At 64.9% G+C, this 14623-nt stretch carries 19 protein-coding genes; 12 read left to right on the top strand and 7 right to left on the bottom strand.

What is annotated here, in order from left to right:
• Positions 1–101 precede the first annotated feature (101 nt).
• The 3 genes from R3P93_RS15635 (at position 102) to R3P93_RS15645 (ending at position 2480) form a co-directional block, all read left to right on the top strand.
• Positions 102–977, top strand: a complete 876-nt coding sequence (locus tag R3P93_RS15635; protein ID WP_149406627.1) for a 3-hydroxybutyryl-CoA dehydrogenase — start codon at positions 102–104, stop codon at positions 975–977.
• A gap of 90 nt (positions 978–1067) precedes the next feature.
• Positions 1068–1343, top strand: a complete 276-nt coding sequence (locus R3P93_RS15640; RefSeq protein WP_068046176.1) for a hypothetical protein — start codon at positions 1068–1070, stop codon at positions 1341–1343.
• 96 nt (positions 1344–1439) lie between these two features.
• Complete coding sequence (locus tag R3P93_RS15645) at positions 1440–2480, top strand: NAD(P)-dependent alcohol dehydrogenase (RefSeq protein ID WP_068046175.1); 1041 nt, start codon at positions 1440–1442, stop codon at positions 2478–2480.
• Between the two features lie 79 nt (positions 2481–2559).
• Here the strand turns inward: R3P93_RS15645 and R3P93_RS15650 are convergent, their stop codons facing one another.
• Positions 2560–3417 (bottom strand): PPK2 family polyphosphate kinase, encoded by an 858-nt coding sequence (locus R3P93_RS15650; protein ID WP_317533395.1) that lies wholly within the window; start codon positions 3415–3417, stop codon positions 2560–2562.
• Between the two features lie 33 nt (positions 3418–3450).
• Between R3P93_RS15650 and R3P93_RS15655 the strand changes: the two genes are divergently transcribed.
• Positions 3451–3912, top strand: a complete 462-nt coding sequence (locus tag R3P93_RS15655) for a PPOX class F420-dependent oxidoreductase (RefSeq protein ID WP_068046196.1) — start codon at positions 3451–3453, stop codon at positions 3910–3912.
• 68 nt (positions 3913–3980) lie between these two features.
• Here R3P93_RS15655 and R3P93_RS15660 read toward each other — a convergent pair whose 3' ends face one another.
• Both R3P93_RS15660 and R3P93_RS15665 read right to left on the bottom strand, forming a co-directional pair.
• Positions 3981–4976 (bottom strand): iron-siderophore ABC transporter substrate-binding protein, encoded by a 996-nt coding sequence (locus tag R3P93_RS15660; protein WP_317533396.1) that lies wholly within the window; start codon positions 4974–4976, stop codon positions 3981–3983.
• 16 nt (positions 4977–4992) lie between these two features.
• Complete coding sequence (locus R3P93_RS15665; RefSeq protein ID WP_317533397.1) at positions 4993–5538, bottom strand: type 1 glutamine amidotransferase domain-containing protein; 546 nt, start codon at positions 5536–5538, stop codon at positions 4993–4995.
• Positions 5539–5600: 62 nt separating this feature from the next.
• On the opposite strand from R3P93_RS15665, the gene R3P93_RS15670 reads away from it, so the two are divergent.
• Positions 5601–5777, top strand: coding sequence for a hypothetical protein (locus tag R3P93_RS15670; RefSeq protein ID WP_156516042.1), 177 nt, complete (start codon positions 5601–5603; stop codon positions 5775–5777).
• Here the strand turns inward: R3P93_RS15670 and R3P93_RS15675 are convergent.
• The gene (locus R3P93_RS15675) at positions 5774–6514 is read right to left on the bottom strand and encodes a TetR/AcrR family transcriptional regulator (protein ID WP_068046163.1); all 741 of its coding nucleotides are present in this window, start codon (positions 6512–6514) and stop codon (positions 5774–5776) included. The two genes, R3P93_RS15670 and R3P93_RS15675, sit on opposite strands and share 4 nt — an antisense overlap.
• Before the next feature lie 73 nt (positions 6515–6587).
• Between R3P93_RS15675 and R3P93_RS15680 the strand changes: the two genes are divergently transcribed.
• The 5 genes from R3P93_RS15680 to R3P93_RS15700 all read left to right on the top strand — a co-directional run bounded on the left by R3P93_RS15680 (position 6588) and on the right by R3P93_RS15700 (position 10654).
• A complete protein-coding gene (locus tag R3P93_RS15680) occupies positions 6588–7862 on the top strand; it encodes a DUF445 domain-containing protein (RefSeq protein WP_188078706.1) in 1275 nt (424 codons plus the stop codon).
• A gap of 73 nt (positions 7863–7935) precedes the next feature.
• Entirely contained in the window at positions 7936–8403 is a 468-nt protein-coding gene (locus R3P93_RS15685) for a helix-turn-helix domain-containing protein (RefSeq protein ID WP_052047273.1), read from the top strand.
• Positions 8396–9184 (top strand): heparin-binding hemagglutinin, encoded by a 789-nt coding sequence (locus tag R3P93_RS15690; RefSeq protein ID WP_149406630.1) that lies wholly within the window; start codon positions 8396–8398, stop codon positions 9182–9184. The genes R3P93_RS15685 and R3P93_RS15690 overlap by 8 nt, the downstream gene beginning before the upstream one ends.
• A gap of 67 nt (positions 9185–9251) precedes the next feature.
• The gene (locus tag R3P93_RS15695) at positions 9252–9545 is read left to right on the top strand and encodes a DUF2516 family protein (RefSeq protein ID WP_068046153.1); all 294 of its coding nucleotides are present in this window, start codon (positions 9252–9254) and stop codon (positions 9543–9545) included.
• 77 nt (positions 9546–9622) lie between these two features.
• Positions 9623–10654 (top strand): alpha/beta fold hydrolase, encoded by a 1032-nt coding sequence (locus tag R3P93_RS15700; RefSeq protein ID WP_188078707.1) that lies wholly within the window; start codon positions 9623–9625, stop codon positions 10652–10654.
• A 3-nt stretch (positions 10655–10657) separates the two neighbouring features.
• Here R3P93_RS15700 and purU read toward each other — a convergent pair whose 3' ends face one another.
• The gene (purU, locus tag R3P93_RS15705) at positions 10658–11542 is read right to left on the bottom strand and encodes a formyltetrahydrofolate deformylase (RefSeq protein ID WP_094641049.1); all 885 of its coding nucleotides are present in this window, start codon (positions 11540–11542) and stop codon (positions 10658–10660) included.
• A gap of 13 nt (positions 11543–11555) precedes the next feature.
• Positions 11556–12398, bottom strand: a complete 843-nt coding sequence (locus R3P93_RS15710) for a class I SAM-dependent methyltransferase (protein ID WP_317533398.1) — start codon at positions 12396–12398, stop codon at positions 11556–11558.
• Positions 12399–12457: 59 nt separating this feature from the next.
• Between R3P93_RS15710 and deoC the strand changes: the two genes are divergently transcribed.
• The gene (gene deoC / locus R3P93_RS15715) at positions 12458–13111 is read left to right on the top strand and encodes a deoxyribose-phosphate aldolase (protein WP_394855311.1); all 654 of its coding nucleotides are present in this window, start codon (positions 12458–12460) and stop codon (positions 13109–13111) included.
• Positions 13112–13172: 61 nt separating this feature from the next.
• Here the strand turns inward: deoC and R3P93_RS15720 are convergent, their stop codons facing one another.
• On the bottom strand, positions 13173–13919 hold the full coding sequence (locus R3P93_RS15720) for an LmeA family phospholipid-binding protein (RefSeq protein ID WP_317533399.1): 747 nt from the start codon (positions 13917–13919) through the stop codon (positions 13173–13175).
• A gap of 110 nt (positions 13920–14029) precedes the next feature.
• Here R3P93_RS15720 and R3P93_RS15725 point away from each other — a divergent pair, with 110 nt between their 5' ends.
• Complete coding sequence (locus R3P93_RS15725; protein WP_317533400.1) at positions 14030–14617, top strand: type IV toxin-antitoxin system AbiEi family antitoxin domain-containing protein; 588 nt, start codon at positions 14030–14032, stop codon at positions 14615–14617.
• Positions 14618–14623: the final 6 nt, after the last annotated feature.

Consider the following 14623-nt stretch of genomic DNA (forward strand, 5'->3'; position numbering starts at 1 on the left):
CGCCTGTTCTGTATCACGAAGGTCTTGGGCGTTCCCCCGAAGAGTTACCCTCATCTCGCTTCAATCTGTTGTGCTGCAACATTATTCGCTAGGAGTTTGCCTTGACGGTCGAGAGGGTGGGGATCGTCGGAGCGGGGCAGATGGGGGCAGGAATAGCCGAGGTTTGTGCCCGCGCCCATGTCGACGTGTTGGTCCACGAACAGACCCGCGAACTGACCAGCGCCGGACGCACCCGCATCCTGAGGTCCCTCGATCGCGGAGTGAGCAGCGGCAAGATCACCGAACGCGAGCGGGAGCACGCCGCGGCCAGGCTGCGATTCACCTCCGACCTCGCCGACTTCGGCGATCGCCAACTCGTCGTCGAAGCAGTACTCGAAGACGAGAAGATCAAAGCCGACATCTTCGCCGAGCTCGACTCGGTGGTGACCGACCCCGACGCCGTCATCGCCTCGAACACCTCCTCCATTCCCATCGTCAGCCTGGGAGCCGCGACGACGGCACCCGGCCGCGTCGTCGGTCTGCACTTCTTCAACCCGGTCCCGGTACTGCCACTCGTCGAACTCGTCACTACCGACCTGACCGCACCGGCAGTGGCCGACCGCGCCGAGCGCTTCGCAGGCGACGTTCTCGGTAAACAGGTCGTGCGCTCGGCCGATCGCTCGGGCTTCGTCGTCAACGCGTTGCTCGTGCCGTATCTGCTCTCTGCGATTCGCATGGTCGAATCCGGATTCGCCACCAAGGAAGACGTGGACAAGGCGACGGTGCTCGGTCTGGCGCACCCGATGGGGCCGCTCGCGCTCGCCGATCTCGTGGGGCTCGACACGGTCAAAGCCATTGCCGACGCCATGTATTCGGAGTTCGGAGAACCTCTCTTCCTGGCGCCGCCGCTGCTGCTGCACATGGTCGAATCGGGGCACGTGGGCAAGAAGGCCGGAGCCGGGTTCTACCGCTACGAGAACGGCCGGATCGCAAAGTAGACGCCGCAGCGGGCGGGTTGCCCCGCGTCGGTCGTCGGAGCGCTATTGTCGGTCTGCGAACGCAGTCACTTCGATCACAGGAGCGTGTCAGTGAGCAAGTCCACGAAGTCGAACGGTGTGGTTCCCAAGGCATTCGGGATCGGGTTGGCCGCAACCGGTGCCGCCCACTTCGTGGTGCCGGAGGCGTTCGAGGGAATCACCAAGCTCCCGTTCCCCAAGGACACTCGAACTTGGATCAGTCGCAACGGAGCCACCGAATTGGCCGTCGGCGCGGCGATCGCATACCCCGGGACGCGTAAGATCGGACTTGTCGGTCTGGTGGCGTACGTTGGGTGGCTCGGCATCAATATCGCCAAGAACAGCTGACGTTACTGTTGCGAACGACTCGTTTAGAGCAGGAATAGCCTGGTCGAGGCGGTAGCTGCCTTGCGCTCGCACTGATGCGTAGGTAGCAATATAGATATGACTTCAGCTACCGCTTACCAGGCCACCGCTCCGGACGCCCCGCTCGAGAAGGCGACGATCGAGCGACGCGCCGTCGGACCGAACGACATCCTCATCGACGTCAAGTTCGCCGGCATCTGCCACTCCGACATCCACACCGCCCGTAACGAGTGGGGCGGCACCACGTACCCCGTCGTCCCCGGGCACGAGATCGCCGGCATCGTGGCCGAGGTCGGCTCCGAGGTGACCACCCGCAAGGTGGGCGACCGCGTCGGCGTCGGCTGCTTCGTCGACTCCTGTGGCGAGTGCGAGGCGTGCAAGGACGGCGACGAGCAGTACTGCACCAAGGGTGTCGTACAGACCTACAACTCGGAGACCTACGAGGGCGAGTTCACCCACGGCGGCTACTCCACCCAGATCGTCGTGACGGAGAAGTTCGTCCTCGGCATCCCGGAAGGCGTCGAGCTCGACGTCGCCGCGCCCCTGCTGTGTGCAGGCATCACGCTGTACTCGCCGCTCAAGCACTGGGGAGCCGGCCCCGACAAGAAGGTCGCCATCATCGGTATGGGCGGCCTCGGACACATCGGCGTCAAGATCGCCCACGCCATGGGTGCCCACGTCACCGTCCTGAGCCAGACCGACGCCAAAGAGGCCGACGGCAAGGCCTACGGTGCCGACGAGTACTACGCAACCAAGGACACCACGGCGCTGAAGGATCTGCAGGGCAAGTTCGACCTGATCCTCAACACCGTCTCGGCGAACCTGCCCATGGGCAAGTACCTCGGACTGCTCGCCCGCAACGGCACCCTCGTCGAGCTCGGCGTTCCCGAGAAGCCGCTCGAGGTGCCCGCCTTCAACCTGCTGGCCAACCGTCGTTCGTTCGCAGGATCCATGGTCGGCGGCATCGCCGAGACCCAGGAAATGCTGGACTTCTGCGCCGAGCACCACATCGGTGCCGAGATCGAGGTCATCCCGGCCGAGAAGATCAACGAGGCCTACGACCGCGTCATCAAGTCCGACGTGCGCTACCGCTTCGTGATCGACGCAGCCACGCTGTAACCCTCTCCTTGGACGAGTGAATGGTCCGTTGACCTGCCCAGACGGGGGTCGATGGACCATTCACGCTTTCGAAGTGGGTTCAGCTCTCGGCCAGTCGCTTCTTCTCGTGCTCGACGTCGAAATCCGCAGCGGGCCAATCGAGATCGAGCTTCTCCAGAGTGTCGATCAGAATCTCCGTGACGGCCAAGCGGCTGTACCACTTGCGGTCGGCAGGGACGACGTACCAGGGCGCATGATCGAAGTCCGTGCGATCGAGAACCCGCTGATACGCCGCCCGGTACTGCGCCAGGAATCCACGCTCGGTGACGTCGCCCGGGTTGTACTTCCAGTGCTTCTCGGGTCGGTCGAGTCGCTCCTGCAGTCGCTTCTTCTGCTCGTCGGCCGAGACGAACAAGGCCACCTTGACCACGACGGTGTCCTCGTCGACCAATTCCTTCTCGAAGGCGTTGATCTCGTCGAAACGCTTCTCCCACACCTGCCGCGGCACCAGATCGTGCACCGCGACGACGAGAACGTCCTCGTAGTGGGACCGATCGAACACCCCGATCCGGCCGGCCCGCGGAAGTGCCTTGCGGATGCGCCACAGGTAGTGGTGCTGCTTCTCTTCCTGAGTCGGCACCCCGAACGAGGCGAGGTCGACGCCCTGCGGATCGACCATCCCGATGACGTGTTTGACCATGCCGCCCTTGCCTGCGGTGTCCATGCCCTGCAGCACCAGCAGAACCGACTTGGTTCCGCCTGCGCGCCCGTGGGCATAGAGCTTCTCCTGCAGCGCTGCCAGCACTGCACCGCGCTGCTCGAGCACGTCGTTGCCGTGCGCTTTCGCGCCGTCGAAACCCGGAGTTGCCGTGAAGTCGATGTCCTCCACACGGGGAGAGGAACTGGCCCGCAGCACATCGACGGGAGAAAGAGTCCACAGTTTCGACTTGTCGGCCATAGGCGAGAAGACTACTTCTCTACCATGGGATTCATGGCCCCCACCATTGCAAAAGCAGAGACCGTGTCGCGTGAGCAACTGCTCGAATTCGTATCTCCGCGGCACCACCACACCCTGATCACCCGCAAGCGCGACGACGGTCTGCAGGTCTCCCCGGTCTCGGCCGGAGTGGACTCGGAAGGCCGCATCGTCATCGCCACCTATCCCGAGCGCGCGAAGGTGCACAACATCCGCCGTAATTCCGCCGTCACGGTGCTGGTGCACAGCGACGACTGGAACGGCGACTACGTCCAGGTCGACGGCACCGCCGAGATCATCGATCTTCCCGACGCCGTCGAGCCGCTGGTTGAGTACTTCCGCAGCATCGCCGGCGAGCACTCGGACTGGGACGAGTACCGCGCGGCGATGGTGAAGCAGGGAAAGTCGTTGATACGCATCGTGATCGACACCTGGGGCCCGATCGCCGCGGGTGGATTCCCACCAGGGAGAGTGTGAACAAGCCCCCGGGAAGGGTGTAACAAGCCCACCAGGGAGGGTGTGACGATCCCCGGCGGGCTTGTGATCTAGCCCTTCAACGGTGCCGCGAACAGTGGCACTGCGTTTTCCAGTGCGTATCGGGTGCCTGCGACCGAGGCGGCTGAGAATGCGTTGGACAGGTCGGTGTTACCGAGGACCACGAGGCGTCCGTCCCGTGCCGACGGCAGGCCCTGGATCGACGGGTTGTCGGTGATCACCTCGGGTCCGGTGCCGATGGGAAACATGACGGTGAGGTCGGCGTCGAGAGCGGAGATGTTCTCCTCGGACAGTTCGATGCTGAACGCTCCGGGCTCGGCGCGGTCCTGGACGGCCGGTGTGTTGGTCAGGCCGAGCGATTCGAGGAAGTCGACGCGGGTGTCGCCGCGGACGTAGGCACCGACCTGTCCGCTGTAGAGCGTGCCGACGGCGACGGTCTTGTCGGCGAATTCGGGGTTGGCCGCGATGGTGTTTTCGAACAGTGCCCTGGTGTCGTCGACGAGTTGCTTGCCCTCGTCGACCTTGCCCAGCGCCTGCGCGACGATCTCGGTCTGCCCGTCCCAGGTGGTGCCGTAGGCGACGTCGGTTCCCGGAGGTGCCGCGACGGTGGGCGCGATGTCGGACAGGTCGTCGTAGACAGCCCTGTCGTTGGTGCTGCGCGTCCACAGAATCAGGTCCGGTTCCAGAGCCGCCACCGATTCCATGTTCACGTCGAAGGTGCCGACGATCGTGGGGTCGGTGTCGTAGGACTCGTCGACCCATGGACCGAGGCCGTTACCGCCGACGCCGAGCCAGTCACTGGCTCCGACGGGTTGTACACCGAGGGCGAGCGCAGTTTCGGCATCGGACCAACCGAGTGCGACCACTCGCTGCGGGTTCGCAGGGACTTCGACGTCGCCGAACATGTCGGTCACGACGACACCGCCGGCCTCGGAAGGGTCGGCGCTGTCGCTGTCGCTGTCGCCGGCGTCGGAGCTGCATGCGGTCAGGGTGAGAGCGAGGGCGAGGACTGCCGCAGGCAGAGCCAAGGAACGAGAAATGCGCATAGGGCACGCTAACCTATCAAGCGCTGAAATGCTCCACGATCTTCGCGCAGAAGGCGGGCAGGTCGTCCGGGTTCCGGCTCGAGATCAGATTGCCGTCGACGACCACTTCCTCGTCGACGACCGTGCCACCGGCGTTGCGAATGTCGGTTCGGATGCTCGGGTAGGACGTCAACGTCCGGCCCTTCAGAACGTCGGCTTCGACGAGTGTCCAGGCACCGTGGCAGATCACGCCGACGGGCTTGCGGGCTTGTACGAACGAGCGGACGAACTCCACGGCGTCCGCGTCGACGCGAAGTTGATCGGGATTGGTGGTTCCGCCGGGCAGGATCAATGCGTCGAAGTCGTCGGCCGAGACGTCGGCGACGACGCTGTCGACGGTGAAGGTGTCTGCGGCATTGACGTCACCCTCCATGGCTTGGATGTTGCCGTGGTCGAGCGAGACCAATGTGACTGAGGCCCCGGCCTTTTCGACTGCTTCGCGGGGCTGCACCAGCTCGACCTGCTCGACGCCGTCGGTGGCGAGAATCGCGATGCGGCGTCCGGTCAATGTTTCGGTAGTCATACCTTCTCGGATGTCCGACCGGGCCTGATCTCAAACTGACGAGCGATGGTACGAATGGAGACATGAGCGACTCACCCATCGAAACCCCGACCGAGGATCGCGTCGAACAGAATCTGCCGATCGCGGACGAGCCCGACGAGCCGAACGCAGATGATCTGCCCATCGAGGCCGACGCCCGCGACGTGCTGGATCAACGAGCAGAAGTGCCCGTGGACGACGACGGGTACGACGAGCGCTAAGGCGTGTTCGGCTCCTCGTCGACCAACGGATGCGGCTGTGACTTGAATTTTGCGGGGGAGCCGTCGGCCATCGCGACCCCGTGGATTCCGCCCCACATCATCATGCAGAGGTAATCGATCAGATCGTCCGCGGACATCGACTTGTTGGAGATCCACCAGTGCGTGGCCAACTGGACCGCGCCGACGATGGCGAAGGCCCACGGCACCGAACCACCGGAATCCATTTCGCGTTGCCGTAGGCGTTCGCCCAGCACCGTGGAGAGCAACTCGGCGATCATCCGCTCGGACTCGGCGACGACATCGCGGTTGTTGCCGGCGTTGTTCGCCATGACGTAGAGGTAGACCTCCGGATCGGTGGCCACCGTCTCGACGTAGGCGGTCACGACGATGCGGGTGAGCTCGTACTCGTCGAGTTCGTGTGCGATCGCCGAGTAGATGCGCGGGGCAAGCGTGGTCTCGACGTACCGAGACATGGTGGCGCTCGTCAGATCGTTCTTGTCGGTGAAGTAGCGGTAGAGCACCGTCTTGGAGATACCGATCTCCGACGCGATCTCGTCCATTCCGATCTCGCGGCCGCGCAACCGGATCGCGGCCAACGTGCCGTCGACGAGCTCTTCGCGGCGGGCGATCTTGTGCTCACGCCAACGACGTTTTCGGCCGTCCGGCTTCTCGACCTTCGGCTTGTCCTCGCTCGGCTCGGACTCGTCCAGCTTTGCCTCCGTCGTATTTCTCGCCACAACCCCACCCTATGCGCCTTGTCCGACACCATTGCAGGCTGCGTCCGGTTGGTCTGCCGAGATTCTGGGCACAATGTCGGTTGTGCAGCTCATGAACTTCGACGACGAGACCAAACGTCGCGACCTCCGCAAGATGAAAACAGTGGCGACGGGCTTTCTCGTCTTCGCATCGATCGTCTACCTCTTCTGCCGGTGGCAGGAGTCGACGGGTGCCGGTGCATGGGTCGGATACGTGCGTGCGGCGTCGGAGGCGGGCATGGTCGGCGCGCTCGCGGACTGGTTCGCGGTGACGGCGTTGTTCAAGCATCCGCTCGGTATTCCGATCCCGCACACGGCTCTGATCAAGAAGAAGAAAGATCAGCTCGGTGCCAGCCTGAGCTCGTTCGTCGGCAGCAACTTCCTCGCGCCCGAGGTGGTGTCCGAGAAGGTCGCGTCGGCGCAGGTTCCGTTGCGGCTGGGTACCTGGCTCGCTCAGCCCGACAACGCCGAACGCGTCGCGGCCGAGGCGGCGACCGTGTTGCACGGCGTCGTCGACGTGCTCAACGACGAGGACATCACCGCCGTCATCGACAGCACCATCGTGCGGCGTCTCGCCGATCCTCAGTGGGGCCCGCCCATCGGCCGGATCCTCGACGAGTTGCTCCGCGAGAACCGTCAGCTGCCGTTGATCGACATGCTCGCCGAGCGCGCCCACCAATGGGCTCTCGGCAGCCAGGAGATGATCGATCGCGTCGTGGCGCGAGATTCCCCGAACTGGTCGCCGAAGTTCGTCGACACTCTGCTGGGGGAGAAGGTCTACAAGGAACTCGTCGAGTTCACCTGGAAGATCAGGTCCAACCCCGAGCACGACGTGCGTCTGGCCGCCAACAAATTCTTGGTCGACTACGCCAACGATCTGCAGCACGACCCGACGACCATCGAGAAGGCGGAGAAGCTCAAGGCGCAGATCATGGGGCGCGAGGAGATCACCGGGCTCGCGGCAGCGACGTGGAAGGTGGCCAAGCGGCTGATCACCGAGTCGGTCGACGATCCGACGAGCACGCTGCGCACCAAGATCAAGGAGAACACCGTCAACCTCGGCGTGCGGCTCCGCGACGACGAGGAACTGCGCGGAAAAGTGGACGGTTGGCTGCTCGGTGGGGCGAGCTACATCGCCGCGAACTACGCCGACGAGATCACCACGATCATCGGTGACACCGTCGCTCGGTGGGACGCCGAGGAAGCGAGCAAGAAGATCGAACTGCAGGTCGGACGCGATCTTCAGTTCATTCGAATCAACGGAACCGTCGTCGGTTCCATCGCCGGACTGGCCATCTACACGATCTCGGATCTGATCTTCGGGCACTAGTGCTAGCAGAGTGCTTGCAATAGTTAGCACCCTTCGGTACCGTCCAGTAGGACACCGAAAACAGGAGGCCGAGATGGCCGATGACGAGGGGGATCTGGTCGCCAAGGCGACCGAGGCGACGCAGGTCGTCGCCGAGGCGGGGGATCTTGTCGCCGCAGTCGTGACGACTGCAGCTCAGGACATCGGAAGCTACATCCGGTCGCAACGGGAAGCCGCGCAGGTATCGATGCGGCAACTCGCCAGCCGAGCCGGAGTGAGCAACCCCTACCTGAGCCAGATCGAACGCGGACTGCGCAACCCGTCCGCAGAAGTGCTAGCGCAGATAGCCAAGGGTCTGCGCGTCTCCTCGGAGGTGCTGTACGTCCGGGCCGGGATCTTGGAAGCGCGTCCCCACGGTCCGGTGCGCGAAGCTCTGCTCGGCGATGAGCACATCACCGAACGGCAGAAGCAAGTGCTGATCGAGATCTACGACTCGTTCTGTCGTGAGAACGAGTCGACGCAGGAGCCCGAACCCGACGAACAGGAGACACCCGATGTCTGATTCCAAGAACTTCGAGAACGTCAAGACCCCCATCTTCGCCGCCGTCGGCGCAGGCGACGCCGTCGTCCAGGCAGTAGCGGACGTCGTCGCTCAGGTGCGTTCGCGCGCCGAGAGCCGCACCAGCGAGGTCAACGCCCGCATCGCCGACCTCTCCGAGGACGTCACCGAAGGCGTCGAGAGCCTGCGCGAGCGGCTCGCGAACCTGCCCGCAGAGCTTCCCGACGAGATCGCCGAACTGCGCGAGCGCTTCACCCCCGAAGAGCTCCGCAAGGTTGCCGAGGCATACCTCAAGGTCGCCTCCGACCTCTACACCTCGCTCGCCGAGCGCGGCGAAGAGACCGTCGAGCGCATCCGCCGCACCCCGGCCGTCGAAGAGGGCCTCGAGCGCGCCAACACCGCAGCCAACGACGTCGTCGACCTCACCGAGCAGGCCCTCGGAACCGTCGCCTCGCAGACCCGCGCAGTCGGCGAGCGCGCCGCTGCTCTGGCCGGCATTGCGTCGGACAAGGTTCGTGAAGGTGCCGAGGAGATCTCCGAGGCCGCCGACGAGCTCGCCGAGAACATCGACGAAGCAGGCGACGAGGCCAAGGACAAGGCCGTCGAGGCTTCCGACAAGGTGAGCGGCGTGGCAGGCAAGGTCGAGGCCAAGACCCGCAGCAGCGCGAACTCGCCGATCAAGAAGACCCCGGCTCCGGCCAAGAAGACGGCTCCGGCACCGGCTGCCAAGAAGACCGCCCCGGCTCCGGCCAAGAAGGCTCCGGCGAAGAAGACCACTCGCTAAAGCATTCGTAAAGAAAACGACCCCTGCGCCGCGCGGCGCAGGGGTCGTTTCTCGTACACTGGCGCACGTGAGCATCGCCGGCAGCTTCAGCTACTACATCCTGACCTTTCTCCAGATCCTCGGAGTGGTGGGCGCAGGATTCGCGATCTTCCATGCACTGCGCCAGCGCCCCGACGCCTTTCCGGCAGTGGACAAGCTGACGAAGACCAAATGGCTGGCCATTCTGTTCATCGGTCTACTGCTCATTCTCGTCTCGGGTGTGATCGGCTTCCTGGGTATCATCGGCGTCGTCGCCGTGTGCGTGTACCTCGTCGACGTCCGTCCCAAGGTCGACAGCATCCAGCGCGGACCCCGCTGGTAGGTAAGTCGCATCGACGCCAACTCCTGTGTGGGCGTACCCTCTACCGCACCCGCTCGGGGGGATACAGGTAGAGGGGAATGTCAGTGGTTTCACGCAAGGTAATCGAACGCGCGCTGCTCGGAGTGGGCAGCGCGGCCGCGGCGGCCTCTGTCGGTGCATTCGTCGTCCGGCGGCGTCGCCTGCACTCGTTCACCAAGACGACCGACGTGCAGCCCGACGAGTTGCTCGAGCGCCCCACGTTCGAACCGCACATCACCGAGGTGGTCACCGACGACGGTGCGCACCTGCACGTCCGTAGCTACGGGGACGCCGATGCCGAACCGATCGTCTTCAGCCACGGGTGGACCTGCTCGGCCGACTACTGGTACCCACAGATCAATGCACTTGCCGGCCGCTACCGCGTCGTCACCTACGACCAGCGCGGCCACGGTCGAAGCGACGTCGGGACGCGACCGCTGAGCCCCGACGTGCTGGCCGACGACCTCTCCGCGATCCTTTCCGCCACGGTGGCCGAGGACAACAAGGCCGTCATGGTGGGTCACAGCATGGGCGGCATGTCGATCATGGCCTGGGCCGGCAACTATCCCGAACAGGTCGACCGACTCGTCAGCGCTGTGCTCCTCGCCAGCACCGCGACCGACTCCCTGATTCGCGAAACCACCGTCATCCCGCTGCCGCAACGCTTTCCACGGGTCCCTACCCCGGTAGGGCGCGCAGTACTCGGCTCGGCACTTCCGTTGCGGCCGTCACCGGTGGTGCGCCAAGCCATCAAGTACATCTCGATGGCACCCGGAGCGACACCCGCCGAGGTGGCGTTCTGCGAGAAGATCGTCCTCGAATGCGCCCCGCGCACCCGCGGTATCTGGGGTGCAGCGCTCACCGACCTCGACATCCGCGAGGCCCTGGCGAACATGTCCGTCCCCACCAGCGTGCTCGTCGGATCTGCCGACCGCTTGACCCCACCGGTGCACGCCCGCAAACTCGCCCGCGCCCTGGACGATCACGATCACCTGAGCAGACTGATCGTCATCCCCGGCATCGGACACATGAGCTCCGTCGAGGCGATCGACGAATTCAACACCGAAGTGGTTCGGCTCCGGAATCTCTAGATTTCAGCTGAACACCACGGTCTTGCGGCCGTGCACCAGGACACGATCCTCCAGGTGCCACCGCAGACCGCGGGAAAGCACAAGCTTCTCGATGTCGCGACCCTGACGCACCATGTCGACCACCTCGTCGGAATGATCGACGCGGATGACGTCCTGCTCGATGATCGGACCCGCGTCGAGCTCGGCCGTCACGTAGTGGCACGTCGCACCGATCAGTTTCACACCCCGCGCGAATGCCTGGTGGTACGGACGAGCGCCGACGAACGACGGCAGGAAGCTGTGATGGATGTTAATGGCGCGGCCAGCCCAGTGCGCGCACAGTGACTCGGGGAGAACCTGCATGAACCGTGCCAGCACCACCGCGTGCGGGTCGTAGGAATCGACCAGCGACCGCACCTCTTCGAAGGCAGGACCGCGCTCGGCCGGATCCTTCGCGAACTCGACGTGATGGAACGGTGTGCCGTGTGCGGCGGCGATCGGCTCGAGTGACTTGTGGTTGCCGATCACCGCGGAGATCTGAGCGGGCAGCTCGCCGCCCGCGGCGCGGCCGAGGAGGTCGTGCAAGCAGTGTGCTTCCTTGCTGACGAGCAGGACCACGCGCTTGGGCTCGCCCGAATCATGAAGTGTCCATTCGGTTTCCGGGCCGAGTTCGGCGGCCACCGCGGCGAAACGTGTGCGCAGCTCCTCGATGCTCATGTCCACTGACGACGCGCGTACGGCCTGCCGGGTGAAGAACCACCCGGTGTCGGGATCGGCGTGATAGGCGGCCTCGACGATCCATCCACCGACCTCGGCGAGGAAGGTCGAGATGCGGGCGACGATGCCCGTCTTGTCGGGGCAACCGAGCGACAGAACGTAACGGCGATCCTCGGATACGGAAGAACTCATAGCGCCGATTGTCTCAGGGCGTCCGCACCCCGGTTGCCACCAGTGTCCCGAGATCGATCGAGTCGATTCCACGCTCGGTCAGCAGCGCGGAGAACTCGGCACGGATCCGCGTCCGGGTCGCCTCGTCGAACGGTGTCAGCGCGCCCCGCATCGCGCTGCCCAGCACGAGATCCCACACGAACGACTCCGTCGCGGGAACGTGGTTGGACAGCTCCACGACCTCGACATCGGTGGTGCCTGCCGCGGTGAGCCATGCGGACAGAAGCTCTGCCGTCTCCATCCGCCGGATCGGGTGCTTGTCGTAACCGTCCTGCGGGAGCGGCCCGTCGTGCTCGCTCGGCGGCGAATGCCCGCCGATCACCTCGAAGTACGTGCCCGCGAACGCCTCGATCGCACCCTTGCGCCACACCGTCACCCCGACGCGACCGCCCGGACGAACCAGAGACACCAGACGAGCGAAATCCCCCTCGGGATCGGGCAGAAAGAAGATGCCGTACGAACAGGCCAACGCGTCGTAGCCGGCATCGGGAACAGTCGACGGCGGCTCCCACTCGGTGGCGTCGGCGAGGACGAAGTCGATGTTGCGCAGTGCACGGTCGGTGGCTTTCACCCGGCCCACCTCCAACAGGTCGTCGGCCAGATCGATGGCATGCACGAGACCGTCGGGGCCCACGGCCGCCGCCGCGGGAATCGCCGACGCCCCGGTGCCGGAACAGACGTCGAGAACCGCGTCCCCGGTGGCCAATTCGAGCGCGAAGGCGAGCGACTGCCCGGCCGGGCCCCACACCTGCGGCGTCAGGCCGTCGAACTCCCTGCTGGTGGCGTTGAAGGTGGCGGCGAGCGACGCTGCGGTCATGACCGAAAATCGTAGACCGACAGGGTTACGAATGGCAGAGCTGTGAAAAGCTGGACCGCATGACACTCACCCGCGCCGCCCTCGCCGGAATGGTCGACCACACGCTGCTCAAGCCCGAAGCCACCCAGGCCGACGTGGCCGCCCTCATCGAGGAAGGCCGCGAACTCGGAGTGCTCGCGGTGTGCGTATCGCCCTCGATGCTGCCGATTCGCGCCGAAGGAATGCTCACCGCCGTCGTCGCGGGATTCCCGTCGGGCAAGCATCACTCGTTGATCAAGGGATCCGAGGCCAGGCTCGCGGTGCAGCAAGGTGCCGACGAGGTCGACATGGTGATCGACGTCGGCGCGGCCATCGCGGGGGACTACAACGCGGTGCTGGCCGACATCGTCACCGTCCGTGAAGGGATCGCCGGAAACGCTGTCCTGAAGGTGATCATCGAATCGGCAGCACTGTCCGACGAGGCGATCGTCGAGGTGTGCCGCGCCGCCGAGAAAGCCGGTGCCGACTTCGTCAAGACGTCCACCGGATTCCACCCGGCCGGCGGCGCGAGCGTCGAGGCCGTGCGACTGATGGCAGAGACCGTCGGCGGACGACTGGGCGTCAAGGCCAGCGGCGGCATCCGCACCACGGACGCCGCCCTGGCCATGATCGACGCGGGCGCAACACGATTGGGACTGTCGGGAACACGCGCGGTACTGGACGGTCTGGGCTAGAGCGACTGCGTCGCATGTGCACGGAAACTCGTAGCAGGCTACGAGGTTCCGCGCACATGGGTTATGCGACGAGCGAGCAACCCTCGGGAGTCGGCTGGCTCTGATCCTGCTGGGTCACCGGAATCGTGTACTGCCCGCCCTCGAGGGTGAGCTCGATGCCGCTGTCGGTGACGGTCAGCGACGTCGGAGCCATGTCCAACGGGTAGGCCTGCAGGCTGTCGGTCAGCACGCCGACGACCGAGTCGACCAGATCGGTGGGGATGCCGAGACCCAGGATCGACGCGTCGACGGTCTGGAAGTCGACCCTGCCGTCCACGACCTCCGGCTTGACGGTCAGATTCGCCAGAGCGCCGACGGCGAAGTCGAGGGTGCCCGCCGATGCGTCCGAGGTGACGCCGGAGACGATCGCGCCGATGCCCTGGCTCTGCAGGGTGCGGGTGATGCCGTCGGTGGACCACGAGATGTCCGCACTCGAGCTGCCGATGGTGCCGCCGGAGTCGGCGGTCTGCGTCAGATTCAGGTCACGTGCCTCGGCCTGGACGACCATGCCCTCGGCGGGTCCGAAGCGCGCGTCGTTGCTGTCGACGGTCACCGAGGAGACCTTCTTGTCCACCAGTGAGAGCAGGACCGGCTTCAAGCCGAGACCGACCTCGACCTGGCTGCCGAGCTCGGATTCGAGCTGACCGGCGAGGCAGGATTTGATCTGCTGACGCACGAACAACTCGCCACCGATGACGGCGACGAGGAGGACGACAACGACGGAGACTGCGATCAGCGGTGCTGTGCTGCGCCTGGCTGTGGATGACATTCCTGGCAGTCTTCCCGATGATTCTGAGCAAGCTCTGTGAAACTCGCCGAACCTGTGTAGCCGGTACCAAAGTTTGTGACCTGTAACACATTGTGACGTACTCTTGCGTTATGAGTACGACAGGACCGAGCGTGCACGAGCTGCACTCGTTGGCCACTCGTCAGGACGGCTATTTCACTGCCGAGCAGGCCGCTGAGCTCGGCTTCGATCCTGCGATGGTGCGCGTCAATCTGGCCACGAACACGTGGACTCGCGTCGAGCGCAACCTGTTCCGACTCGGCCAGTGGCCCCACAGCGAACTCGAGGTGTTCGCCATGTGGTGCGCCTGGTTCGGCGGCGAGGCCGTGATCTCGCACCAGAGCGCGGCCGAGCTACACGGATTCGGGCACCTCCACCCGCAATTCGTGCACGTCTGCGCATTCGGCGACCTACGACTGACCGACACCAGGCTGGCGGTTCATCGTCTGCGGCTCGAGCCGCGGGACGTCGAATCGGCAGGCACGTTCAACCTCACCACCCCGGTGCGCACGGTGCTCGACCTCGCCGCAGGTGGCATCTCGCAGATCACCCTCGACGAGGTGGTGTGCGACGCCGTCGCGATCGGTCGCGTCGACCCGCACACGCTGTACACCGAGGCCGGAAACAGCACCGATCGAGTGGCCGAACGCGTCGAACTGGCGCTGTCCGCCTGCACTTAGCCGCGA

This window comes from Rhodococcus cerastii, assembly GCF_033042195.1.
GTDB lineage: Bacteria > Actinomycetota > Actinomycetes > Mycobacteriales > Mycobacteriaceae > Rhodococcoides.